Consider the following 26361-nt stretch of genomic DNA (forward strand, 5'->3'; position numbering starts at 1 on the left):
AATAATGTCACGTCTTATTTATGTGTTGCATTAAACCCAATAGCATTGAGTAAGCTCGCCGTTGTCGGGTTATCACATACCACCTGTAATGAAGACCATTCACGACGGACAGGGTAAAACTTACGTAGCTTATCAAACTCCCCTTTGATACCGGCAACTTTGCGCAATGGTGCATCATCACGACGTACATCATAGACAAGATGAATAAGCTGTTTGAGTAATGTTTGAGTTAATTCACCTTGTACAGAAATTGTGGAGATCAACGGTTTTGGTAACAGTGTTGATAATTCAACGTGTTGAGGTTGACCAATAAAATCACAATAAGCCTCATAAACCTGCGTTGTTCCTCTCGCCTTCCCTTCTAAGGTATAGCCAGCAATATGTGGTGTTGCGATATCAACTTTATTTAATAACTCAAGAGAAAGATCGGGTTCTGGCTCCCAAACATCTAGAACAACGCGTAACTTTTTACCTTGGTTTAAGGCTGATAATAATGCAGCATTATCAATAACCTCGCCACGGCTTGCATTAATTAAAATACGACCTTCAGGTAAAATATCGAGGTTGCTCTCATTAATTAAATGGTAACTGTTATAACGACCCGATTTATTTAGCGGTGTATGGAAAGTCAGGATATCTGCCTGCTTTAATAGCGTTTCTAAAGAATGAAATTGTTCATCATCCCCTCTGTCAGCTCTAGGCGGATCACAAAGTAGTACATTCACACCTAATGCGCGTAAGCGTTTTGCCAGTCTCCCTCCAACATTGCCAACGCCAACAATGCCAACGGTTTTATCTGTTAATTGAAATCCTTCTTGCTCAGCAAACACCATCAACGCAGAGAAGACATATTCAACAACAGCGATCGCATTACAACCTGGCGCAGATGAAAACGCTATTTTTTGTTGCTCTAGCCATGCTGTATCAACATGATCAAAACCTGCCGTTGCGGTGCCGACAAATTTTACCGGTTTGCCCGCTAATAGTGATGCATTGACTTTAGTAATCGATCTCACCATCAATGCATCAGTATCATCAAGCTCTTCAATAGGTAAAGGGCGACCCGGTACAGCTTTTACTTCGCCTAATTGGCAAAAAAGCTGCTGCGCATAAGGCATGTTTTCATCAACCAGAATTTTCACGGTGTTATCTCACTGATTTGTTTTTTATGTGTGTAAACAAAGGATCAAAAATAAAATTAAGCGGTCTATTTTGCCACTTATTCCAAGTAAAGCCTATTATTGACGATAAAAACTGACGCTATTTTAAGTAAATATATGAAAAGAAACCTTAACCATTGGGTAAGCGACGAAATCTTTCTGGTGTTGTTCCAGCAAATTGCTGAAACATGGCAATAAATGAGGATGATGAGCTATATCCAACATCAAAGGCCACATCATTAACACTTTTTCCTTGTTCTAACAAAGAGATAGCATGTAAAAAACGTAATCGCTTACGCCATTCACTAAAAGACATGCCTAACTCTTGCTGACAACGACGTGATAAGGTTCTTTCTGAGGTATAACGTTTTTTTGCCCATAATTCTAATGAGGTATTATCAGCAGGATTTTGCTCTAATGCTGCCAAAACGGGTGCTAACAGCTTATCTTTTGAGGAAGGTAAATAGGTATGGTGAATAGGAGATACTTTTAGTTGGTCTATTAACACTTGAGATAAACGTAGATCTTCTTTTGTTTGCGGTTTACAAACGCCACGACGGAAGAAATCGGCAAAAATCGTCGAAAAAATAGGACTTAGTTGAATAAGACAGGGTTTATCCAATAAACCTTCACACCAACTGGGTGCAATATCTAGCACCTTAAAAGATAAGGTTTTTTTATTGTAACTTGCGTGCCCTACTTTTTCAGGGATCCATACACTAAATTCAGGTGGCGCTAAAAAACGTTGCCCGCCAGCTTCTAAATCCATTACTCCAGAGATCACATAAAGCAATTGACCAAACTCATGTTGATGATAACGAAATTCAGTTTCTGCAAGCAATTGCTCATCACGAAAACGGACCGTATCTGGATCAGAGAGTAACCACTGCATCTCTTTTTGTTGTTCAATTGTCATCTTAATGTTGCTCTTTTATCGTTTTGTCTTTATTGGCCTATCGGTTGTCTGCTTTTCATTATATATATCTAATCAGACAGGCTTACAATAGCCATCTGGTTTAAAAATAGATGTGAGAATAATGAAAAGTGTAATCTTCCCGCTGTTAGCGGTACTTATTTGGTCAATTAATGCGGTTGTCAATAAAGCGGCAACATCTGTGATAGATCCAGCCGCTATCTCATTTTATCGCTGGTTCTTAGCATTTTTACTGATGACGCCGTTTCTGTTAGTCCCTGTTTGGCATCATCGTAAAACCGTAAAACAATATTGGTGGAAATTATTTATTCTCGGCGCATTAGGTATGGGGTTATATCAAAGTTTAGCTTACTATGCGGCTTATTATGTGACAGCAACCTTTATGGGAATATTGAATTCACTTATTCCATTATTAACCGTTATTATTAGTATTTTTGTACTGCGTGTCGTGCCTACTGTAGGGATTGCACTCGGAACTATTTTATCTATTAGTGGGCTTGTCTGGTTAGTCAGCCACGGTGATCCTTCACAACTCCTTTCTCAAGGTTTAGGACGTGGTGAATTAATGATGTTTATCGCATCAACTGCCTATGCATTTTACGGAGTACTTACCAAACGTTGGTCAATTCCTTTACCTAATTGGCAGTCTCTATATGTACAAATAGGTTTTGGTGTTTTATTACTAATACCTAATTTTCTTACCGCAGAAAGTATTGCATTAACAAAAGATAATGTTGGATTAGTTATTTTTGCAGGGGTTGGCGCCTCTATTTTAGCGCCTTATCTGTGGATCTTAGGTGTAATGAAATTAGGTGCAAATACAACCTCTATCTTTATGAATTTAATTCCTCTATTTACCGCAATGATCGCTGTAGCAGTGTTAGGTGAAGAGATGCACAGTTATCATTTTATTGGCGGAGGCGTTATATTGTTAGGGATATTCTTAGTACAAAAACTAAGAGCACCACTGAATTTCCGTCGTCAATCTGTCACAAAAAAAGCAGATTGTCAGCAGGAGATGTGAGTCAATGTCAGCTAGACTATAAATAAAAAAATACCGGCTAAGCAATTAGCCGGTCACTTTGCTCCCCTAGTTTTTATAAATAAAAACCAAGGCAAGAAAATCAAAGTATAAAATATAAAGTAATACAAGTATCCGTTGCAAACATTACCAACTTTTATATTAAATATCTCCTGCTTATTTAATATAAAATAATCCAGATCAATTTTTCCCCTCACCTTTTTAATGCTATCGATATTTTCATTAAGTTAACTATTTATAAAATAAAGGATTTAATCTATAAAATTAGTTTTTAATTAAATGATTGATTTAAAATCATAGTGAAAACAACTAATTTTAAACAATTAGATAGTTATTTTATCTATTGGATCTGTATGATAAAAAAATGACAATCAATAAGATTATGCTTTAATAATATTTACAGCATTTTTTTAACATAGTTTTCTATAAAACCAAAAGGATCTTTATTTATTTTGCAGAACAAATTTATTTATACAAAAAATAAAAAAGCAGTCACTTATTATAAGCAACTGCCTTTATCATTTATACAAGGAAATCTAAGTATAACTAACTATTTCTTATACTTACTCATCACAAGTGAAGCATTAGTGCCACCGAAACCAAAGCTATTTGACATCACTGTATCTAGTTTTTGCTCTGTTGGTTTGGTAATGATATTCATACCATCCGCTTTATCATCAAGCTCTTCAATATTAATACTTGGTGCGATAAAACCATGCTCTAACATCAGTAGACTGTAAATGGCTTCATGAACACCTGCAGCCCCTAATGAGTGACCTGTCATTGCCTTAGTTGCAGAAATAGCCGGTGTTTTAGTTCCAAAAACTTCAGCAATCGCTTCAAGCTCTTTTAAATCACCCACAGGCGTCGATGTACCATGAGTATTGATATAATCAACATGATCAATACCTTGCATTGCCATTTGCATACAACGTACGGCACCTTCTCCCGATGGAGCAACCATGTCAGCACCATCAGATGTTGCACCATAGCCGACAATTTCAGCGTAGATATGCGCACCACGTGCTAATGCGTGCTCTAATTCTTCAACAACCACAATACCGCCACCACCAGCGATAACGAAACCATCACGGTTTTTATCATAGGTACGAGAAGCTTTGGCTGGTGTATCATTATATTTTGTTGAAAGTGCCCCCATAGCATCAAACTCACAGGTCATCTCCCAACTTAGCTCTTCACCACCACCGGCGAAAACCACATCTTGTTTACCTAATTGAATTAATTCAACCGCATGACCAATACAGTGTGCTGATGTTGAGCAAGCTGAACTAATTGAATAGTTAACACCTTTAATTTTAAACGGTGTAGCTAAACAAGCTGATACACCAGACGCCATTGCACGAGTTACCATATAAGGACCTACACCGCGTAGACCTTTAGCTCTCATGCCGTCCGAACCTTGTACTTGGTTACGAGGAGAACCACCACCGGAGCCGACAACTAAACCAGAACGAATGTTAGAAACTTGATCTTCTGTTAGACCTGAATCTTCAATCGCTTGTTGCATAGATAAATAGGCATAAACCGATGCATCACTCATAAAACGGCGGATTTTACGGTCAATAAGACCTTCAGTATCAAGCTTAACATTACCCCAAATGTGGCTACGTAGCCCCATCTCTTTAAATTCTTCTGAGAAAGTTATCCCGGAACGGCCTTCTTTTAAAGAGTCCAGCACTTCTTGCTGGTTATTACCAATGCTCGAAACAATACCCAGACCCGTGATCACTGCGCGCTTCATTTATACCTCTTTACAATAATAGTTGTAGCTGCGGGATTTCTGAATAGCACTTTAGCGTACACTTGTACGCTGAACAAGTCCGATCAGGATCTTTTTTACAAAAATGCAGATAATATGAAAAATCTCTGCGTACTCAAAAGGTGGAAGATGCTTAAGAACAGCGTTAAGATAGCCCATTATTTTTGGTAAAATACAGGTAGTTCCGTGAATAACACTGCTATAAATACCGCCTCTTTAAGTTGGAATGAACTTGGTACTCCGATTTCAAAACAGTTTGATGATATCTATTTTTCCAACCAAGATGGTCTTGAAGAAACTCGACATGTATTCCTACATGGAAATCATTTTCCATCTCGTTTTGGTACACATGTACGCTCTGAGTGTGTTATAGCAGAAACCGGATTTGGCACAGGATTAAACTTTTTAACACTGTGGCAAGCCTTCGAGCAATTTCGTCATCACTCACCTGATGCGCCATTAAAGCGTTTACATTATGTCAGTTTTGAAAAATTTCCTCTGACTAAAGCTGATTTGCAAACAGCCCATAGCCATTGGCCAGAACTAGCACAATATTCAACAGCGCTTTGTGCACAGTGGCCTTTACCTATTGCCGGTTGTCATCGTCTTATTCTTGCTAATGGCGCGATAACGCTTGATTTATGGTTCGGTGATATCAATACATTACTGCCACAAACTCGCCAAGCTTTACATAATAAAGTTGATGCGTGGTTTCTTGACGGCTTTGCACCAAGTAAAAACCCACAAATGTGGAGTGAAACATTATTTCAAGCAATGGCAGACTCGATGCGTGAAAATGGCACTTTTGCCACCTTTACCGCAGCTGGGATAGTAAAACGAGGATTGCAACATGTTGGTTTTGAAATAAAGAAAATAAAAGGCTTTGGTCAAAAAAGAGAAATGTTAACAGGGGTATTTCCCCATCCTCCTGCCAATGCATTTGTTCCCTACTATGCCAGACCTTGTGCTACACAAAGAAAAGATATCGCTATTATCGGTGGGGGGATCGCCAGTACATTAACTGCACTCGCCTGCTTAAAAAGAGGCGCCAAAGTCACGCTCTATTGTGAAGATACACATCCTGCGGCAAATGCCTCAGGCAATCGGCAAGGTGTGTTATACCCATTACTTAATGGCAAATCTGATGAGTTAGAACACTTTTTCACTAGCGCTTTTTTATATGCCCGCCGTTATTATGATGAGTTAAACCATAAAGGCGTAAACTTTTCACATCAATGGTCTGGTGTTGCCCAAGTTATCTATAATGAAAAAGTACGCAAAAAAATAGCGCGAATAATCGAGCATTCCACACCTTTTTCTCAACTTGCTCATTATGTTCATCAAGATGAAATGAATTCACTTTGTGGATTAGCCATCAACCAAGATGGTCTTTTTTATCCTCAAGCAGGTTGGCTTTCTCCCACAGAGTTAACCACCAATGCATTAAAATACGCACAACAACAAGGTCTCAAGCTACTCTTTGAACATCAAGTCACTCAATTAACCTCACAACAACAGCATTGGCTGTTAGAGGTGACTCACCAAGCAACAACGTATAAAACACAACATGATTGCGTTATTTTAGCTAATGGGCACCGTATTACTGATTTTATACAAAGTGAAAAACTGCCTATCAGTGCAGTAAGGGGTCAAGTTAGCCATATTTCAACGACACCTGATATCGCACAATTAAAAGCGGTGCTCTGCTATGATGGCTATTTTACGCCGGTTGATCCTCAAGATAATCTGCATTGTGTTGGGGCAAGCTTTCGTCGTGATCGACTAGATTTAAATGTTTCAATTGAAGAGCAACAAAATAATCAATGGCACCTCACGCACTGTTTAGCACAATCACCTTGGGCACAGCAGGTAGATTTTAGTGATAACGATGCACGTGTCGGGATCCGCTGTACAATAAGAGATCACCTTCCTTTATTAGGTGAAGTACCCGATTTTGAAAAATTAGTTGTCGCCTATACGCATTTAGATCGATTTAAGCGTAGAAAGCAAACACCTATTTTGGCACCGAGTTATCATCAGCTTTATATTATTAGTGCATTAGGTTCACGTGGTTTATGCTCTGCACCTTTATCTGCGGAGATCTTAGCAAGCCAAATCTTTGATGAGCCATTTCCTGTAGAAGATAGTGTGTTAAATGCCTTACATCCAAATCGTTTCTGGGTAAGACCATTACTACGCGGAAAAGCTATTGAATTAAAATCATAGGATCAGTCACTGAAATTACGGTTGATATTTAAGTAACTATTGTTAATGGGTTACTTAAATATCTTTATAGTATTTAAATTATAGTATTTAAATTTCACACTTCATCGCACAACGCATTTCTCTCGCAAATCCCCCATGCTCTACTTCATTATCTAAAATTTGTTGTAAAGAATAGGGTATTTGATGCTCAAGTAAGATATGGAAACCTAAACGCTGATAATAGGGGGCATTCCAAGGGACATCGCGGAAAGTCGTTAACGTTATCGCATTAAATTGCTGTAATTTAGCTTCATTTTTTACAGTCTGGATCAGCAATTTACCAATCCCTTTATTTTGCCAATCTTTACTTACCGATAATTCATGAATAAATACACTTTCAGGTAATTGTTGCGTCATGATAAAACCAACGGGATGATTGTCATGATTAACAGCAACCCAGTGAGCATGTTGATGGATAAATTGAATATGCGCCTCAACACTTTGTACACCACTTTCGCTGATCCAACTTAATTCTTTTATGCTGCTAAATAACTCTCCTGCCGATTGTTCAATCTTCGGTAGTTGGTTGGCATCAGCCAATTGAGTTGGCCGAATAGTGATCTCGTGAGTAGCGATTTTATTTGATGCGTTGGTCATAAATAATCTCTTTTATAACTTGCTATTTGCTTATTAAGAGTATCAATTACCTATAAAAAAACCATCCATAAGGATGGCTTTTTATCCGTTCTACCAAAAATTTAATCTCTAGGTAAGATCCCATAAGATTGATATTGGCTCGCTTGGTGAATAAAAGAATTATAGTATTTATTATCTTCAACAGAGTTTTTTACTGCTCTTTCACTATCGGCTTTTGATAACTTATTTATTGCTTCATGTAATGGTGTTTTAAGCTGTTTATGGATATTAGGATCATTACTTTCTTTAATTTGATCAAGCAATGCAACCCAATTTTCTGCCTCTGCTTGAATATCAGGATCAGTAAATTGTGGTTGAGGTAAACTGTAGTCTAACGCTAGATTAACAGTATCGTTATACTCATCTTGAGGGGAAAGCGGTTTTAGATCTTGACCATAATCAGTCATAATATATTGGATTAATTCAGGTTTATCAAAACATTTGGTTTTGATGTTCCCCATTTCGTTTTTATTATGGCTTTTAATTTCACTGGGGAAAGGTTCACCTAACGTATAAGTACATTTAAATACATTGCCATCAATCAAGGTAGCATTCGTGCTTTGTAATGGCATTTCTAACTGATAGCCATTAATAACCACTTTATATTCTGTTGGTTTAAAGCGATCTCCCTTACCTTGTACAGCATAGACTTCAGATAAACGGTAATACATAAAATTATCAGGATTTAAAATTCCACCATTGTTGTTTTCATACACCATAAAAGTGGATTTATTACCTGCACTATCTTGTAAACTATGTTCGCCCGGTGAGAGTGTTAAATAACCACTTTTACCCGGCTCAACCTGATATGTTTTATCATCAACAACAAAGCTCATGCTTTTTTCACTGGGATTACTGTAATAAAACTTATCTTTTTTATTATCTAAATCAAGTTGATCACAGGCAGATAAAACCAATACCGTGCTAGCAATAAGGCTTATTTTAAAGAAATTTTTCATCGTATTGTTATCCTTATCATAAATATTTTATGCAAATCATTTGCATCCCGAGAAACATTCCTAAAAAACATTTAAAAGTAATTTGGCAGAAATGGCAAGGAGTAACAAAAGATAGCACTATTATGCTTTAATCAATGAAAGAGACATCGACTTTGAAAAATCAAATAAAAACAATTGATAAATAGTAAGGAGAATTTTTGTATAAAATCCTTTCTTTTTCAAGCTCAACTGTCTTAAACAAGGTTTTCGATGTGGTTAATCGTTAGCAATCAAAGAAAAACAACCGATAGTATCGGTTGTTCTCAATATAGGTTATTTATACTAATTAATCGAGTTAACTAAATCATGCCACGTCGATAAAACCAATATTTGATCAGGAGGAGAAAGCTCTCCTGCTTTGATAGCTTTTTGAATGCTCTCTTCTACACGGGATTTTAATGCTGATAATTGCGTATTGTTTTCTTGCTCAAGCTCCGCAATCGCTAAAGTGATGTGGCCTTGTAAATATCCACCAGCAAATAATTCATCATCCGTAGCATGTTCAACACGGCTATCAATTTTATCTAATAAGTACGTTTCATACTCAGAAAGCATTATTTATCCTCAATATATAATGTTGCTATCAGATTTAAGTCACTCGATGTTTCAATAGCAACCTTATTACCTCAGGCTTTATTGGTTTACTAAAACCTGCGCAGTGGATAGACGAGGATAGTTTATCTCGTCATCCTTAATTAACGAGGGGATTTTCCTGATAAGGAAATTGCTCCGGCGTTAACTCAGGTGTATTGTAAAACAAATGTAACGCATTAATAAATAGCTGTGCACGTGGCGGGATATTTTTATCGCGCAAATAAGCTAATACTTGCTCTCTCACCTTGTTTCTAAACTGGTAACGGTCTGGCTCAAAATCCCCGTCTAAATTATCGCAACTCACGTTAAATGGATAATTGGCTGCTTGGCAGAATAACCAGTCAAGAGCTTGAGGCTTGATTTCAACTCGTTCAAACTGCTCTTGAGTCACTTGATCTCGCCCATCAGGACAATACCAATAACCATAATCAACCTGCTGACGACGCGCGTCCCCAGCAATACACCAATGCGATATTTCATGTAATGCACTCGCGTAAAATCCATGTGCGAAAATGATTTGGTGATAAGGTATCTCTTCACTCTTAGGCAAATAAATTGGCTCGTTATCACCTTTAACTAAACGTGTTTGGTAACTATCGCTAAAACATTGATTAAAAATATCAATTAACTGCTGATAATGATGTGCTGACATTTAAAAATTATCTTTCCTAATTAAAAAGTGCAGAAAACCAAAGTGCAATAGTATCACCATGATTGTCATGAATGAGTTTGATGCTCATCAAAAAGGAGATAATGACCAGCATTGGTCTAATTAATTTTTGTCCTTTGGTTAACACCAACCCTGCACCTAAGCGAGCACCAATAAACTGCCCGCATAACATAACTAAACCTATGGTCCAAATTACCTGTCCACCAAGAATAAAAAATAGCAAAGAGCCAAAATTAGAGGTGAAATTGAGTAATTTAGCATGTGCCGTCGCCTTTGAGAGATTATAACCAAGTAACATGACATAACCTAAAGCGAAAAAAGATCCTGTTCCAGGACCAAAAACACCATCATAAAAGCCAATACCACCGCCAATAATAACCCCGAAAGTATAATAGCCAAGACGTTGCTTACTATCCTTAGCCCCGATAGATGGTGTTAATAAAAAATAGAGACCAATTGCGATAGTAAGAACAGGCAGCGCTTGTTTTAGTAATTCAGGATTAATAAATTGTACTAACATCGCACCAGAAACAGCACCAATAAAAGTCATAAAAATGGCAAAGCGCTGTGCTTTTAAATCAATGACGCGACGACGAATAAAATAGAGTGTGGCTGAAAAAGAACCGCCCACTGATTGAAGCTTATTTGTTGCCAACGCTTGTACGGGTGATATTCCCGCAGAGAGCAAGGCAGGAATAGTGATCAAGCCACCACCGCCAGCAATAGAGTCAATAAAGCCTGCTAATACAGCAACAAAAAAGAGTAGAAGGTAGATGCCATCTGAAAATAGCCAATCCATTTATCTATCCGAATTATCAGAAATGAGGGGGCGTGTGTTACTGATTTATTTGATTATTTTAAATAAAAACAGTAACACTATCTGAGCATAGAATAATAAGGCGCTCACACCTTTAAAAACTCATAGCAAACTTACTACAGATTATGCGCTGTATTATTGATGTAAGCTAAGATCACCATTGCATTAATGGAGGAATAACATCACCACATTGACCCCGTTGACGTAACGCATGATCAAGTAACACAATAGCCATCATAGCTTCTGCAATAGGAACAGCTCGGATACCGACACACGGATCATGTCGCCCTTTGGTGATCATATCGACTTCTTCACCTTGTCGATTAAGTGTCTTACCAGCAATAGTAATACTTGAAGTTGGCTTTAAAGCAATGTGTGCAATAATAGGTTGACCACTACTAATGCCACCTAATACGCCCCCCGCGTGATTACTGCTAAAACCTTCTTTGGTAATTTCATCGCGGTTTTCAGTCCCTTTTAAGGTCACCACATCAAAACCATCTCCGATTTCAACGCCTTTTACTGCGTTGATGCTCATTAACGCATGAGCCAAATCGGCATCAAGTCTATCAAAAACGGGTTCGCCTAATCCTGCAGGTACACCTTCTGCAACCACGGTAACTTTGGCACCTATAGAATTACCCTCTTTTTTTAGCGCTCGCATATATTCATCAAGGGCATCTAGGCGAGAAGGATCTGGGCAAAAGAATGGGTTGGTTTCTACAATTGACCAATCAACTAACTCACAACTAATCGGCCCTAATTGAGATAAGTAACCTTTTACTTCAATACCAAATTTTTGTTTAAGGTATTTTTTGGCAATAGCACCCGCTGCGACACGCATGGCGGTTTCTCGAGCAGAAGAGCGTCCCCCGCCACGATAATCACGTAAACCATATTTCTGTTCATAGGTGTAGTCTGCATGCCCTGGGCGGAATACATCTTTAATTTCGCTATAATCTTGAGAGCGCTGATCCGTATTTTCTATTAATAATCCAATACTGGTTCCCGTTGTTACACCATTAAAAACACCCGATAAAATACGCACTTGATCAGGCTCTCTACGTTGTGTGGTATAACGTGAAGTTCCCGGTTTACGTCTATCTAAATCAACTTGTAGATCCGCTTGCGTTAAAGGTAATCCGGGAGGAACACCATCCACAATGCAACCTAACGCTGTGCCATGAGACTCACCAAAAGTGGTTACTCTAAATAATTGCCCGATACTGTTTCCCGCCATCCCTCAATTCCTATCTTATGACTGACTGTGTGATGTTATTAATATGTTATTTGCAACCATAACAATCTACCGTTTCATCACATTGACATCAACGTTTATCGCTAGCAAAGCTATCTGAAAATTCGACAAGTTGCTCACGCGTTAACATAAAGACACCAATGCCTCCCTTTTCAAACTCAAGCCAAGTAAAAGGAACTTCAGGAAATTGTTCGATAAGATGCACCATGCTATTACCGACTTCACAGACAAGAATGCCTTTTTCGCTTAAATAATCAGGTGCTTTTAGCAAAATTTGTCTGGTGATATCTAAGCCATCCACACCAGAAGCCAATGCAAGTTCGGGTTCAATATGGTATTCATCAGGCAAGTCACCCATATCTTCAGCATCAACGTAAGGTGGATTCGTCACGATAATATCGTATGGTGTAGGAACAATTGCCTCAAAGAGATCAGATTGCATTGGATAAACACGATGAATTAAACCATGATTTTCAATATTAAACTCGGCAACTTCTAACGCATCAGCTGAAATATCGACTGCATCGACTTCTGCTTCTTGAAATTCATGGGCGCAAGCAATAGCAATACATCCACTGCCAGTACATAAATCAAGGATACGGGTTGGCTCTTGCCCAATCAGTCCAGCAAAATGGTTATTAATCAATTCACCAATGGGAGAACGAGGGATCAAAACACGTTCATCAACATAAAATTCATGTCCACAAAACCACGCTCGATGCGTTAAATAAGGCACAGGAATTTTTTGTTCAATACGAACCTCAATAAGTTGAATGATTTCCATTTTTTCAGAGGTTGTAAGTTTGGTTGATAAAAGAGCATCAGGAATATCTAAAGGAAGAGCCAGTGTAGGTAGAACAAGCTGTAACGCTTCATCCCATGCGTTATCCGTACCATGACCATAATAAATATCTGATGAATTAAACTGACTCATAGCCCAACGTAACATATCTAAGATCGTGCTTAAATCAGCTACGGCTTCTTCTTTTGCTGTGATATCCAAAACTGTTGTCCTCTGACGGATCTGACGAAATAGAAAGTCTGTAGTTTGCCATGAAGATCGTGATAAATCAGCGTTAGATAATAAAAAAAGACAATATTATTAAATTCATCTCGTTTTATCTTTATGACGAAACAAATTTAATATTAGCCAGATAAACCAAATAAATCACACAAAAACCATACAATCAACTAACAACAGATAAAAAACCAGAACAAATAATTATATTTATCACTTTAACTAGTAATTATAAGAAATCGATCCATACTTATTTACATGTGATTTATTATTGAACTGAACAGTCAGTAATATCAATAACATCTTGTTCTGCAATTGGTTGTTCTGTTTACGATGTTGTTCTCTCAATAATACTTTTTCGATTTATTAGGAGATGAAAATGAGCAGTAAAAAACTAACCCCTGCTGAAGTTAATGATGCACATAAACTCCAAACCCGTCCTCTATCTACCCCTACAGATTTAGCACCTAAAGCAACAAAAGAAGTTAGTGCAGCGATGAATGCTATTCTTGCGGATGTGTTTGCTTTATATCTAAAAACAAAGAACTTCCACTGGCATGTGAGCGGTCCTCATTTTCGTGACTATCATCTAATGTTAGATGAACAAGGTGATCAGCTCTTTGCCATGACAGATCCTATTGCCGAGCGTGTACGTAAAATTGGTGGCATGACATTACGCTCTATAGGCCAGATCTCAAAAATGCAACGTATTAAAGATAATGATGCTGAATTTGTTGAACCTTTAGATATGTTAGCTGAGCTATGTCAAGATAATCAATTACTTGCAGCAGAACTGAGAAAAGCACATGTTGTCTGTGATGAAAATAACGATATTTCTACCGCAAGCTTAATTGAAAATTGGATCGATGAAACAGAGCGTCGTACTTGGTTCTTATTTGAAGCTTGTCGACGTGCAGAAACATCAGGGCACTAATTAATCTATTTGCTAGCTATGTGACTATTTTGGCAGGGATCCCCCCTGCCTTTTTTGTTTCATCTATTTAACAATAGTTTTTTATCTCCCCTTATATTTAAGGTACTATTATTTATAGATATAGATGATAGCAATGATGAAGAACGCTAAAAATGAACAAAAAATTCATATTACCTCCTTCAGAAATAGAATTATTTCAGGAGATGATAAAAGGCACCAAAAAGCTCCCACAAGATAAAATACGCCACCAAACACCGCGAAAAAAAGTGACTCATTATCCAACAGAGCGATTACAGCAAGAGCAAATAGATGCTTCTTACTATTTCTCCGATGAGTTTCAACCCAACTTGGCAACAGAAGGCCCGATGCGTTATTTAAGAGAAGGGGCAAATGCGTACGAGCTAAAAAAATTGCGTCGTGGTGATTATGTACCAGAGTTTTTTTTAGATTTACATGGATTAACACAATTAATCGCCAAACAAGAAATTGGTGCCTTAATCGCGGCCTGTAGAAGAGAGCATGTGTATTGTGCCTGTATTATGCATGGGCATGGTAAACATATTTTAAAACAGCAAACCCCTCTTTGGTTAGCTCAACACCCTGATATTATTGCTTTTCATCAAGCACCAAAAGAGTGGGGAGGTGATGCTGCACTATTGCTGTTAGTCGAAAATGATGATATTGCGCGTCGTTAACATCACCGAATAAATCCGAACAATATAAATAACATATAGACTTTATTCGGTAATTTGTTTTAAGTTTGCTGGGGAGACTTGCCACAGCAATTTCCCCGAGCCTATTGATAAATCAAAATCAACACAAGCAATCGTTGAGGTTGAAAACATCGGTGCACTCACTGTTGGACAAAGCTCTGCCACGACATACCCTACTAAAGGTAGATGTGATATAACTAGAATATTGTGATACCCCACTTCCCCTAATGCCCTTAAATAATGAGCAATATGATCAGGATTGCCCCCAGGAATAAGCCCTTCATCGGTTTCTATCTTAGCGGGTAATACTAAGCCTTGTTGCACAACATTCAGTGTTTGTTGTGCCCGCAAATAAGGACTAACTAAAACATAATCGATACTATGATCTTGCTGTGTCATCCAATTCGCCATGGTTAATGATTCATATTCACCACGCTCTGTTAAAGATCGTAGTGCATCACTGGGCGCATCAAAAGTAGCCTCACCGTGGCGCATAATAAAAATTTGCATAATCAATATAAACCTATTTTGTTGTTATCATTTCTAAGGGTATCAATACATAAAGCAAGTAAGAATAACAAATATCTAGTCTTAACCAAAAGCCCCAAACAAATAATACGCTATTTTATCCAGTAAATTTGCTCTATTTGGTATATTTTAACACCAAAAAATTATATTTAATCTCTTATTAAAACAAACTGTCTTTAGAATATACCATTGGCGTTTATTGTCCCCCAAAAACACTTTTCACTCAGCTATCATTAACATTTATAAGCCGATTTTTGATTAATAATAACACCTTGTTTAATCAGCGCTTAATTTAGCGAAAAACGCCGTAACCCCTCGCCCAATGAGTGAACTGCATCTCAATTATATAGGTACAAAAAAAGGCGCATAAGCGCCTTAATCATCCTTTCTACTCATTGCATTATAGAATAGATAGTTAGCTATAGAATCGTTCATTTAACTCGGCCATTGCTGCTAATCGCTCACATGGCTGGAACTTTTCACCGTATTTTTCAGTTAATTGATTAAGCTTATCGACTATTTTTGTTGTTCCCATACTATCTATATACCGGAATGGTCCACCAAAGAAGGGAGGAAAACCAATACCGAAAACAGCACCAATATCACCATCCCTAGGTTGTTGAATAATGTTTTCATCTAAACAACGAACAGCTTCATTAAGCATAAGCAATAAACAACGTTCGGTTATTTCTGAAGCCGATAACTGATTTTTAGGTTTAACCTGTAATAAGCGATAAATCATCGGATCTGCACGCTTTTTATTTTTTCCTAAAGAGAAAGGTAAGGCATGCTGATTATAGAGATAAAAACCACGACCGTTTTTACGCCCTTTTCTGTCATCCGCAATAATCGCATCAACCGCAGGAGGAGATGCAAAACGCTCACCAAACTCATTGACTAAAATAGGCGTTATTTTAGTACCAATATCAATTCCCACTTCATCTAAAAGTTGAATGGGGCCGACTGGAAAGCCAAATTGAACTAATGCCTTGTCAATATTCTCTATCGTTTCCCCTTCAACCAAACAGGTTAAGGCTTCACTAATATAAGGGGCGAGAATTCGATTGACATAAAAACCGGGTTTATCTCCTACCACAATGGCAACTTTGCCTTGTTTTTTAGCAAAAGCAACGGTTGTGGCGATTGTCTTAGCATCCGTTTTTTCATGAGGGATCACTTCAACTAAGGGCATTTTTTCAACGGGACTAAAATAGTGCAGCCCAATTATTTTTTCTGGATATTGTGCTTTTTCAGCAATTTTATGGATAGGAAGAGAAGACGTATTTGAAGCAAAGATGATCTTGCCTTCACCTAAGGCTTCAATATCAGCCACCATTTTTTGCTTTAAAGCCAAATCTTCAAAAACAGCTTCGACAATAAGGTTAGTTTGATGGAAACCGCTATAATCCAATGTCCCTGATAATAACCCCATTTGTCTTTGGCGTTCACGAGCAGAGAGCCGTTTTTTCTTGACCTTAGTTGATAACGCTTTCCAACTATAGTTAAGTGCCTGCGCAATACCTTTATCACTAATATCTTTAATTCTAACGGGTAAATTACCTTTTGTTGCTGTCACAAAAGCAATACCGCCCCCCATTAACCCCCCACCTAAAATACCTATATGGTGTAAGTTATCTGGCTTTGCAGATGATCCTGTTTCATTTTTCAATGCTGTTGAGGCAAAAAAGAGATGCCGTAATGCAGATGAAACCGGGGTCATGGCTAATTCACCAAACGCATTAGCTTCTTCTTTAAAACCTGTTTGAATATCTTTCTCTAAGCCTCGTTCAATAACGTGAAGAATACGCTCTGCCGCTGGGTAATGACCTTTGGTTTTAGCTAAAGTGCGCTTTTTAGCTTGATCAAAGAGGATATTTCTTCCTAATGTGGTATTTGCCCAAAAACGCTCCATAATAGTCTGTTTTTTAGCAGCTTTTTTAGCTGTTAAAATCCATTGGGCTGCAACATCTAATAAAATAGCTTGTGGTACAACGTCATCAACTAAGCCAAGCTTGAAAGCCCGTTTGGCATTAATTTGTCGTCCAGTTAAAATCATATCTAAGGCGGTTGTAACCCCTATTAAACGTGGTAATCTTTGGGTTCCCCCCGAACCTGGTAGTAATCCTAATTGAACTTCAGGAAGGCCTAAACGTGTTTTACTGTTATCGGAGCAAATTCGCCCATGGCAGGCTAATGCTAGTTCTAATCCCCCACCTAAACAGGCGCCATTGATGGCTGCGACGACAGGCAAAGGATAATTTTCTAATTGAGTAAAAAGATCTTGTCCTGCTTTTGCTAATGCGGTGGCCTCTTCTTTGGTTTTGCAATCTGCAATCATTGATATATCAGCACCAGCAATAAAATTATCAGGTTTACCTGAGGTGATAATTAATCCTTTTACACCTGAATGTTGCTGAGCCTGTTTTAATACATTTTGAAACTGTTCAACAAAAGCAGCTTTCAGTGTATTGACCTTTTCATCTACAACATTAATGGTGATAATTCCGACCTTATCGGGACGCACTGAAAACTGGAATACCGGTGATTTCTCTGATGAGGTTTGTATCCTTTGTTGAGTCGCCATTATTCCACCTCCAAAATCATCGCTGCACCCAATCCGCCCGCAGCACAAGCTGTTGTTAAACCAAAGCCACCACCTCGGCGTTTCAGTTCATGTAATGTTTGAGTCACCATTCTCGCCCCTGTTGCAGCAAAGGGGTGTCCATAAGCAATAGAGCCACCAAGAACATTGAATTTATCCATATCAACTTCGCCTATTGCTTTTGACAGTCCGAGTTGCTCTTGAGCAAATTTATCACTTGCAAATAAGGTTAAGTTACTCAACGTTTGAGCCGCGAAAGCTTCATGCATATCTATTAGTGTTAAATCACTCAAAGTAAGACCGGCTCTTGATAGTGCTAACGGAGTCGCATAAGAAGGCCCCAGCAACATATCTTTCCAGACATCAATGGCGGTAAAAGCATAACTACGTAGATAACCTAAAGGTTGATAGCCTAAACTTTTGGCAACAGACTCTTTCATCATTAGCACAGCAGCAGCACCATCCGTAAGGGGCGTACTATTAGCCGCTGTCACACTACCGTGGCGCCTATCAAAGGCAGGCTTCAGTTTTGCGTAAGAATCAAGTACAGAATTTTTGCGAATATTATTATCTTGATGAAAACCTGATTTATAAGGTGGGAAAAATGCCGTCATAACTTCGTCATTTAATTTTCCCATTTCCCACGCTTTGGCAGCTAATTGATGAGAGCGATGTGCTAATTCATCTTGCGCAACTCTTGAAATATGATAAGTCTTAGCCATCTGCTCAGCAGTATCCCCCATACGCAATCCTGTGGAATACTCAGCCACTGCGGGTGCAACGGGTAGCAGATCACCAAAACGTAGTTGACTTAAATAACTAAGCCGTTGCCCTAATGTTTTCGCTTTACTTAAACTGAGTAAAACATCGGCTAATTTTTTACTCACGCCAATCGGTAATACAGAAGATGAATCTGCGCCACCAGCAATACCCACTGAAACGTGACCTGCCAACATACTTTCAGCCACATTAGCAATAGCCTGAAAACTCGTTGCACAAGCACGGGTTACACTATAAGCATCTGTTTTTACACTTAGCCCTGCGCCAAGTACAATTTCGCGGGCAATATTCGGTGCGGCAGGCATTTGTACTACTTGACCAAACACCAGTTGATCAATAATTTCAGGAGGAATTTCATTACGGATCACTAATTCTTGTACAACCGAGCGCCCCAGCTCAACCGCAGGGATCCCCCGATAAGCGGTTGCTTGTTTAGCAAATGGGAGACGCAATCCACTGACAATCGCAACACGATCTTTTATGGTACTGCTCGCTGATGACTTCATAACGACTCCTGACAAAATGAATTCCTAACACCAAAGAGGTCTGACCTGATTAATAGAGTTAACAAAATTTTCACTTATCAGAAACATCATTTTATAAGAAGTGGGAGTTAGCGCTCATTATTTCATTCAATTAGCTGTAACTCGAAGAAAACAATAAAAGGAAGGAATAAATAATGATAAAAAATAAAAAAGGCTACTGAATTTCAATAGCCTTGAAGAAGTTTAATTTCAAAGGATTAACGTAATCCTAATTGGAAGATCAGATTTTCTGCTTCACAAGAGAAAGTAAAATCAGCGGTTAATTGAACGCCACCTTCGACATCAGCAAATTGATGTTTAATTTGGCAAGGTTCAGATGCAGTGGCATTAGCTTTAGCTGTTAGCTCATTTAACATCGCTTCAGCTTGAGCCTTATCGGCAAAAACGTGCTGATAAGATGCGGTACAATTTTTGTTGTCGATAATAGTACCAACATCAACACAACAACAAGCAGCTGTTTCTTCTGCATTACAACGATTAATTGCGTCTGCCATTTTAGTCTCCCAACAAAAGAAGTGTTAATTATCTATCATAATAGCAAAAAAATAAAATAACCTGCGTTAGCTCAAATTAACCTACAATTTTACAAAAAAAATTGATTTTACTGTTTGTTTAATAAACAAAACCATCTTTATTGGCATTTAATGTAAAATTAATGTTAACTAAATCCCAAATTTTAAATCAAATTGGAAATATATATAAAACAAACTTGCAACATTACCACTATTCATCTTTATACTTAAGCAACTGGTCTGATTTGTCATAACGACAACCGCACCTAAAATCCAGCGCTTCTAATCAGAAGTTACTTATTTAAAAAAATTATGAGGGTTTAGGTCATGAACCGTAAAAACCTGTTTACTCGCACAGCTCTCGCTGCCATTGTAGGAACACTTTCCTCTTATGCAAGCGCTGCCGGTTTTCAGTTAAATGAATATTCAACTTCAGCACTAGGTCGTGCTTTTTCAGGAGAAGGCGTTATTGCAGATGATGCGAGTGTAGGTAGTCGAAACCCTGCCGCATTGACCATGTTTGATCGTCCTGAGTTTTCCGTTGGTGCTATCCATATTAATCCCAGTGTTGATATTAAAGGTAAATCTCCACTCTCTGGCGCCAGCACTAATGCCGGCGATATCGCCCCAAGTGCTTTAGTCCCCAATATTCACTTTGTTGCGCCTATCAACGATAAATGGGCAATTGGTGCATCAGGTACTACTAACTTTGGTTTAGCTACCGACTTTAAAAAAGATTACCCAGCAGGTTTAATTGGCGGTAAAACTGATTTAAAAACCATGAACTTAAATTTAAGTGCAGGTTATCGAGTTAATAAACAATTTAGTGTCGGTTTAGGCTTAAATGCGCTCTATGCTGATGCTGAAATTACCCGCCATGTAGGTGAAGCAGGTAAGCTATTGGGTGGTACCTTATCTCAACATCCAGATCCTAACTATCAGGGATTAGGCCGTTATTTATCAAGCTTATCGCCAAGTGATCGCTTTGCACAATTAAAAGGGGATGCTTGGGGCTTTGGCTGGAACGCCGGTTTATTATATGAGTTTGATGAAGATAACCGTATCAGCTTCACTTACCGCTCTAAAGTAAAAGTGAAATTTAAAGATGGTGATTATCAAAGTGACTTAAAAACGATCCCTCTTCCTGGTGGCAATACCATCGTAGGTACCGAAGGTGGCACAATCAAAGGTAAACTTGATCTTAACCTACCGGAGATTTGGGAATTTGCAGCTTACCACCGTGTCGCCCCTAAATGGGCTGTCCATTATAATTTAGCTTATACCAGTTGGAGTGAGTTTAAAGAGTTAAGAGCAACACGTAAAAGTGATGGCCAGCAACTCTTCAACAAAGAAGAAGGCTTCCGTGATGCATGGCGTATTGCATTAGGAACCACTTATTACCATGATGATAATTGGACATTCCGCACCGGTATTGCCTTTGATGATAGTCCTGTTCCTGCGGATAAACGCTCTATCTCGATCCCTGACCAAGATCGCTTCTGGTTAAGTGCAGGGGCAACCTACGCATTTAATAAAGATATGTCTGTGGATGTTGGTTTAGCCTATATGCACGGTAAGAAAGTGACAATTAAAGAGAAGCTATCTGAAAGCTTACCATTGCCGGCTTATGAATTTGAATCATCAGGTAAAGCATGGTTATACGGTATGAACTTTAACTATCGCTTCTAAGCTGATTTGCTACTTTAAATACAAAAAATGGTCTTAAAAAAGACCATTTTTTATTTAAACAACCAGATAAACAGATTAATCGATAGAATCTAAATCATCTTCAATCGCTTTTGCGTTTGGATTTTCACCTGTTTTCCCGCCATTAGCATCGAAATCATTTTTTTGGAAATAGGCTTCACGCATCATTAAATATGGATCAGATGAGTTTTGTAAAATTGCATCTGAATCTAATAATTGAGCTCGCGTTTCAATACCTTCAAGGGCCCATTTACCCGCAGACATCCAGAAAGTGAGGTAACTCAGTACTGGATAGGTGGCATCAGCCCAATCGCCCCCCTCTTCTCGTACTGTAAAGCTGCCATAGCCCGGTAATACCACATAAGGGCCATATCCCACACCATAATGCCCTAACGTACTACCAAACCTTACAGGAACTTCTTTTTCCATTGACTCTCTAGACATTCCTGCAACATCGATTAAACCACCAATACCAAATACGGTATTGATCCAAAAACGTCCGAAATGCTTAGCCCCTTTTTCAAAATCTCCACGTAAGATGCTATTTAGCATACTTGCTGGCTCTTCAAGGTTACCTAAGAAATTCGATAGTCCATTACGTGCTGGTGGTGGAACATAATCACGCCATACTACGGCTACAGGTCGTAATACGTAAGGATCTAAAACATAATAGTTAAAATTAAACATCTGGCGGTTAAACCCTTCCAAGGGATCAGAACGACTGTCACCATTGTTAGGTGTGCTTGCACATCCTGAAAGTAAAGCTACTAAAAGAGCAACACCGCACAGGCGATACTTCATAATGTTCTCCGCTAACTGTCCTATGATAATCAGAGCATAGGTCACTATTCATCATCTTTACATATAATACTGTCAATAGGCGATAAGTGATACTGTTATTCGTTTTTAATCTTATAAGAACATTCGGGATTTATTTTTATCCAATAGAGCTAACTATGCCCCATTGACAAAAATATTTTAGATTGTTTTTTATGCAAAACACCTATAGTTACATAGTTCAAAGAAGAAGTAATTCGCAATAATCAAGCTAAGAATTTTCTCACCTTAAAGTATCTATCTATATAAAAAATACGCTATTTTATTTGTTAGTTTCATCCACTTTATATCAAAAAATAAAAAAACATAAAGATACATATACAAATTTACCTATCCAAATAAAACATAAAAATAATTTATCAATATTTTTTAATTATAATAAGCAAAATTAGAATGGATTAAATATAGTCATAAATAGATAAAATAAAGATATCATGATTAGGCTATCAATAGCTAAATTATCATTTTCGATATTAGGATATAATGAAGAAAAATTTCTCTATTTTTCCTTGCTGACCCATTATATCATCAAGTTTTACCAGATACCTTCAGCTAAGTTACAAATTAATCGAGATATCAAGCCACCAACATACACTATCAATTATTCCTGAAAATGCTAAGTATGCATTAGGCTCTCAACGTAGCGATATTAAAACATCCTGTAATGTAGATACTTTTTTAACATTTACAGTTTCAGATTTGTTTGTAGAAAATAAAGCTAACACATGGAAAAAACTTTAGTGTAACTTTAGAAACCAGAGGAGCAGAAAGTAATGTAATTTATTGATATATAAATCAATTAAAAAACCTCTAAATAAAACATCGATATTCCTGAAGAATTTAGATTATATAGAGTAAGCTACTATTACATTTAGTTTTTGAATTTAACATTTAAACAAAATGAGTAATAAATATCACATTATAAGTAAGCTATTATTAATAATCTCTTTTTGATGCCCCACTACATATAAAATCAAAAAGCATTAAAATTTTCATTACTCATTATTAAAATGGGCAGAAATAACAATATAACCATTAACGAAATGATTATACTTTTATGATAAAAATTTAAACAATAGCTTTACGATTCATTTTAAATAAAACATTTTTTGATATTCTAAATTAGATGAAAAATAATAAAATATTTTCAATAACATCATAATTTGATTAAACAGACTAAAATAAAAGAAAATACTTAATTTTAAAACTTAAATAATAATTTAAAAGGGGTATCATAATCCTCTAATTTAATAATTCATTATTCATTCACGAAAAGGAAGAGTAAAATGAAAAAGAATTTTCTCTATTTTACCTTACTAGCGGCTATATCAACATCAGCGCTAGCTGTAACACCTTCGGCTCAATTACAGATCAATGGGGATATAAAACCGCCAACTTGTACAATCAATAGTTCTAACAATACAGAAGTTGTCTTTGACTATGGCCGCATATCGCCAAGCTTGATACCACAATCTTCAAACTATCAATATGTGGATATGAAACCAGAAACAAGCATCAGTATTGAATGTGATGCTAAAACTTATTTGACTTTTATACCTACTGACACATATGGTGATGTAGATCTTGATTATAATACTAGTTTTGATAGTGCTTGGTTTCGCTTAGTTGATAAAGCCAACCCAGATAAAGCTGTTGGGGCTTCATTTTTTAATTGGAAAGATGCAACTGTTGACGGAAAAACGGCTTTTATAAGCCGAGCAACACCTAAAACAGCTGAAGTAGGGGTATCTGTCTTAGTTAAAAATAATATTCATGGGTGGACATCAGAGCAACAAGAGGATGTATCCGCCGCATCTCTTAAATTAGTCTCAGGTGAAATCTTTACCACAAAATTTATACCAGGAATATCATCTCATACATTCATTCTTTCTCGTGATAAGCTAGCTAAAAAAGCGATAGATATTAGTAATGGACTCGATTTTATTGGTGAGGCCGTATTAACATTCTCTTTCGGTGTTTAAAAAGTTTAACAAAAACACTCTCACTATATTAACAAGCTATTAGCTTGTATACATTAAACGGGTAGGAGCCTTCTTTATTTTATTCCCCTCCCGTTTATTGCTTTAATTTTTTATGACTCATTCAATTAACCTACTAATTTTATATTTATCATTTTTATTACGATCTACTGTGACAATATAAAAATATAGAAATAGCTATTAAGGCAGTATTATCATTGATTACAAAATAAACCTTGCTAACTCAATGACTAAATACCTTGATCCCCCCACCACAAAAACGGTACTATACGGACACTGAGAAACAGTTAAGCACCCTCTCGCAAAATGTTCCCTTAGTTAAATGGATATAACGAGCCCCTCCTAAGGGCTAGTTACAGGTTCGATTCCTGTAGGGAACGCCAATTATAACAACCTATCATTTTACCCACTGTTTATTCTCGCTATAAAGAATAGGTTATTTATTAACAACACCCAATGAGAGTTTGGTGATTTAATAAAGCCTTATCAAAAATAATAACCTTTATTGTCGATAATTTGGCCTAAATTCCTATTTCACTGTCTGCACCACAGAAGTAAATCAAATCTATATTCGGTAGCTTATATCACCTGTTATGGACAGGAGAATTTAAATGATACTTTGGCTGATCTCTTTTGGCTTAATTTCAGGTATTACTACATGGTTATTTGGTTTTGGCGGTGGTTTTGTTACTGTGCCCCTACTCTATACTCTCATTCTTACACTTTGGGCGGGTGATAGCTTAGCGGGTGAACATGCTATGCAAATTGCTGTGGCTACCTCTGCGCTCATTATGCTGTTTTCCGCTATTATTACGACCCTAAAACACCATAAGGCGAAAAAAATAGATTGGAAATTAATTATGATCTTATTTTGGGGGATTGCATTCGGTGGGATCTTCGGTGCCTTACTTGCCTCATCCGTCCAAGGTGAATGGATCCGATGGATTTTTATTGGCTATCTATTCCTTACTATCTTAGATTGCTATTTTCGCCCCGGATTTATGGCGCCACGCAAAGAAATACAAAAAGTAACCAACAAAAAAGAAGCGTTAACTGGCACTATTATTGGCATTATTGCAGCTTTTTTAGGTGTAGGTGGAAGTGTTATGACCGTACCTTTATTACGCCGTAGAGGTATGTCAATGACTCAATCGGCTGCAATGGCAAACACATTGACATTCCCTTTAGCATTAACGGCAACACTCACTTATATCTTATTGTCTTTCACTACCCCGTTAGGGGATAGCGCTGGATTTGTTGGCTATATTTGGATAAAAGCAGCCGTTATTCTAATCTGTAGTACATGGATAGGATTAAAAATAGCTGAACGTTTTTTATCACGTATACCGGATAAATGGCATGCGAGAGTTTATCCGCTGTTATTGATATTGGTGTTAGTCGTTATGCTGAACTAACCCGCTAACATACCTCTGGACAAGGCAATTCTTATCTATCTGTATTGCCTTTAATATTTCACACAAAAGTGAAATTGTTACATTTACTCGACTCAATAGTAGCGTATTTTGACACCCTAGATACAACCCAATAACCATTAATATAATTAATTAAAAATTATACATAATGAATAATATATTATAATTTATCTTATCTTTTTTATGATGGCATAATTATCTACCTCTTAGATAAATTAAATCTTAATTGACATTTAATTCTATCTTTTATAGATATTTCATTATTAAAATAAGACATTATAGCAAATATAATAAAATAGCTTCTTTAGCTTAAGAAAATTAAAAAACTTGTTTAGTCTTTATTTCAATAACAATTTAATTACAATTAAACCTCTCACCGATATATATAAAAATACATATCGATTGAAAATTATATCAATATTTTTTCTTACCTTAATAATATATTATAGATACACTTTAAAAGAATAAATCATTCCTATAACCATATGAATATTAAAGGCATGGTTGTTTTTTTATAAAACTCTTAATTCATTTCCTTTAACAATAACCAGCCCCTAACTAATGCCTTAGAAGAAAATAATTATCATTTTATTTTGTC

Annotated in this window: 22 protein-coding genes and 1 tRNA gene; 8 read left to right on the forward strand and 15 right to left on the reverse strand. The window is 37.2% G+C overall.

What is annotated here, in order from left to right:
* Positions 1-14: 14 nt before the first annotated feature.
* Together pdxB and PMI_RS08790 are read right to left on the reverse strand one after the other, a co-directional pair.
* Complete coding sequence (gene pdxB / locus PMI_RS08785) at positions 15-1142, reverse strand: 4-phosphoerythronate dehydrogenase PdxB (protein ID WP_004243739.1); 1128 nt, start codon at positions 1140-1142, stop codon at positions 15-17.
* A 148-nt stretch (positions 1143-1290) separates the two neighbouring features.
* Complete coding sequence (locus PMI_RS08790) at positions 1291-2076, reverse strand: AraC family transcriptional regulator (RefSeq protein WP_004248400.1); 786 nt, start codon at positions 2074-2076, stop codon at positions 1291-1293.
* 121 nt (positions 2077-2197) lie between these two features.
* On the opposite strand from PMI_RS08790, the gene PMI_RS08795 reads away from it, so the two are divergent.
* A complete protein-coding gene (locus PMI_RS08795; RefSeq protein ID WP_004248401.1) occupies positions 2198-3118 on the forward strand; it encodes a DMT family transporter in 921 nt (306 codons plus the stop codon).
* Positions 3119-3686: 568 nt separating this feature from the next.
* On the opposite strand, the gene fabB is transcribed toward PMI_RS08795, so the two are convergent.
* On the reverse strand, positions 3687-4898 hold the full coding sequence (gene fabB / locus PMI_RS08800) for a beta-ketoacyl-ACP synthase I (RefSeq protein ID WP_004243743.1): 1212 nt from the start codon (positions 4896-4898) through the stop codon (positions 3687-3689).
* Between the two features lie 204 nt (positions 4899-5102).
* Here fabB and mnmC point away from each other — a divergent pair, with 204 nt between their 5' ends.
* Complete coding sequence (gene mnmC / locus PMI_RS08805) at positions 5103-7142, forward strand: bifunctional tRNA (5-methylaminomethyl-2-thiouridine)(34)-methyltransferase MnmC2/FAD-dependent 5-carboxymethylaminomethyl-2-thiouridine(34) oxidoreductase MnmC1 (RefSeq protein WP_012368111.1); 2040 nt, start codon at positions 5103-5105, stop codon at positions 7140-7142.
* A gap of 87 nt (positions 7143-7229) precedes the next feature.
* On the opposite strand, the gene PMI_RS08810 is transcribed toward mnmC, so the two are convergent.
* From PMI_RS08810 to prmB, 7 genes are all read right to left on the reverse strand, one after another.
* Positions 7230-7778 (reverse strand): GNAT family N-acetyltransferase, encoded by a 549-nt coding sequence (locus PMI_RS08810; protein WP_004243745.1) that lies wholly within the window; start codon positions 7776-7778, stop codon positions 7230-7232.
* Between the two features lie 101 nt (positions 7779-7879).
* Positions 7880-8776, reverse strand: a complete 897-nt coding sequence (locus PMI_RS08815) for a hypothetical protein (RefSeq protein ID WP_004243747.1) — start codon at positions 8774-8776, stop codon at positions 7880-7882.
* Positions 8777-9097: 321 nt separating this feature from the next.
* Entirely contained in the window at positions 9098-9370 is a 273-nt protein-coding gene (locus PMI_RS08820; RefSeq protein WP_004243748.1) for a YfcL family protein, read from the reverse strand.
* Positions 9371-9506: 136 nt separating this feature from the next.
* Complete coding sequence (locus PMI_RS08825; protein ID WP_004243749.1) at positions 9507-10061, reverse strand: elongation factor P hydroxylase; 555 nt, start codon at positions 10059-10061, stop codon at positions 9507-9509.
* Between the two features lie 16 nt (positions 10062-10077).
* Positions 10078-10878, reverse strand: coding sequence for a sulfite exporter TauE/SafE family protein (locus PMI_RS08830; protein WP_004243750.1), 801 nt, complete (start codon positions 10876-10878; stop codon positions 10078-10080).
* A 172-nt stretch (positions 10879-11050) separates the two neighbouring features.
* Positions 11051-12136, reverse strand: coding sequence for a chorismate synthase (gene aroC, locus PMI_RS08835; protein WP_004243753.1), 1086 nt, complete (start codon positions 12134-12136; stop codon positions 11051-11053).
* A gap of 88 nt (positions 12137-12224) precedes the next feature.
* Positions 12225-13103 carry a 50S ribosomal protein L3 N(5)-glutamine methyltransferase gene (gene prmB, locus PMI_RS08840; protein WP_046334445.1) on the reverse strand — a complete coding sequence of 293 codons (879 nt, stop codon included), beginning with the start codon at positions 13101-13103 and terminating at the stop codon, positions 12225-12227.
* A gap of 448 nt (positions 13104-13551) precedes the next feature.
* On the opposite strand from prmB, the gene PMI_RS08845 reads away from it, so the two are divergent.
* Together PMI_RS08845 and smrB are read left to right on the forward strand one after the other, a co-directional pair.
* Positions 13552-14106: a Dps family protein gene (locus PMI_RS08845; protein ID WP_004250672.1), complete on the forward strand. Its 555-nt coding sequence runs from the start codon at positions 13552-13554 to the stop codon at positions 14104-14106.
* A gap of 152 nt (positions 14107-14258) precedes the next feature.
* Entirely contained in the window at positions 14259-14801 is a 543-nt protein-coding gene (smrB, locus tag PMI_RS08850) for an endonuclease SmrB (RefSeq protein WP_004243759.1), read from the forward strand.
* A 42-nt stretch (positions 14802-14843) separates the two neighbouring features.
* Here the strand turns inward: smrB and sixA are convergent, their stop codons facing one another.
* The 4 genes from sixA to PMI_RS08870 form a co-directional block, all read right to left on the reverse strand.
* The gene (gene sixA, locus PMI_RS08855) at positions 14844-15329 is read right to left on the reverse strand and encodes a phosphohistidine phosphatase SixA (RefSeq protein WP_012368112.1); all 486 of its coding nucleotides are present in this window, start codon (positions 15327-15329) and stop codon (positions 14844-14846) included.
* Between the two features lie 433 nt (positions 15330-15762).
* Positions 15763-17931: a fatty acid oxidation complex subunit alpha FadJ gene (gene fadJ, locus PMI_RS08860; RefSeq protein ID WP_012368113.1), complete on the reverse strand. Its 2169-nt coding sequence runs from the start codon at positions 17929-17931 to the stop codon at positions 15763-15765.
* Positions 17931-19235 carry an acetyl-CoA C-acyltransferase FadI gene (gene fadI / locus PMI_RS08865; RefSeq protein ID WP_004243765.1) on the reverse strand — a complete coding sequence of 435 codons (1305 nt, stop codon included), beginning with the start codon at positions 19233-19235 and terminating at the stop codon, positions 17931-17933. The genes fadJ and fadI overlap by 1 nt, the downstream gene beginning before the upstream one ends.
* Before the next feature lie 236 nt (positions 19236-19471).
* Positions 19472-19768, reverse strand: coding sequence for a YfcZ/YiiS family protein (locus PMI_RS08870; RefSeq protein WP_004243769.1), 297 nt, complete (start codon positions 19766-19768; stop codon positions 19472-19474).
* A 345-nt stretch (positions 19769-20113) separates the two neighbouring features.
* Between PMI_RS08870 and fadL the strand changes: the two genes are divergently transcribed.
* Positions 20114-21475 (forward strand): long-chain fatty acid transporter FadL, encoded by a 1362-nt coding sequence (gene fadL / locus PMI_RS08875; RefSeq protein WP_012368114.1) that lies wholly within the window; start codon positions 20114-20116, stop codon positions 21473-21475.
* A gap of 75 nt (positions 21476-21550) precedes the next feature.
* Here fadL and mlaA read toward each other — a convergent pair whose 3' ends face one another.
* Entirely contained in the window at positions 21551-22294 is a 744-nt protein-coding gene (gene mlaA / locus PMI_RS08880) for a phospholipid-binding lipoprotein MlaA (RefSeq protein WP_004248410.1), read from the reverse strand.
* Positions 22295-23616: 1322 nt separating this feature from the next.
* Here mlaA and PMI_RS08885 point away from each other — a divergent pair.
* The 3 genes from PMI_RS08885 to PMI_RS08895 all read left to right on the forward strand — a co-directional run bounded on the left by PMI_RS08885 (position 23617) and on the right by PMI_RS08895 (position 25745).
* Complete coding sequence (locus PMI_RS08885; RefSeq protein ID WP_004243775.1) at positions 23617-24312, forward strand: fimbrial protein; 696 nt, start codon at positions 23617-23619, stop codon at positions 24310-24312.
* Between the two features lie 326 nt (positions 24313-24638).
* Positions 24639-24713, forward strand: a tRNA-Arg gene (locus tag PMI_RS08890).
* A gap of 228 nt (positions 24714-24941) precedes the next feature.
* Entirely contained in the window at positions 24942-25745 is an 804-nt protein-coding gene (locus tag PMI_RS08895; protein WP_004250658.1) for a sulfite exporter TauE/SafE family protein, read from the forward strand.
* Positions 25746-26361 lie beyond the last annotated feature (616 nt).

Origin of the sequence: Proteus mirabilis HI4320 (assembly GCF_000069965.1) — a bacterium.
Taxonomy (GTDB): Bacteria; Pseudomonadota; Gammaproteobacteria; order Enterobacterales; family Enterobacteriaceae; genus Proteus; species Proteus mirabilis.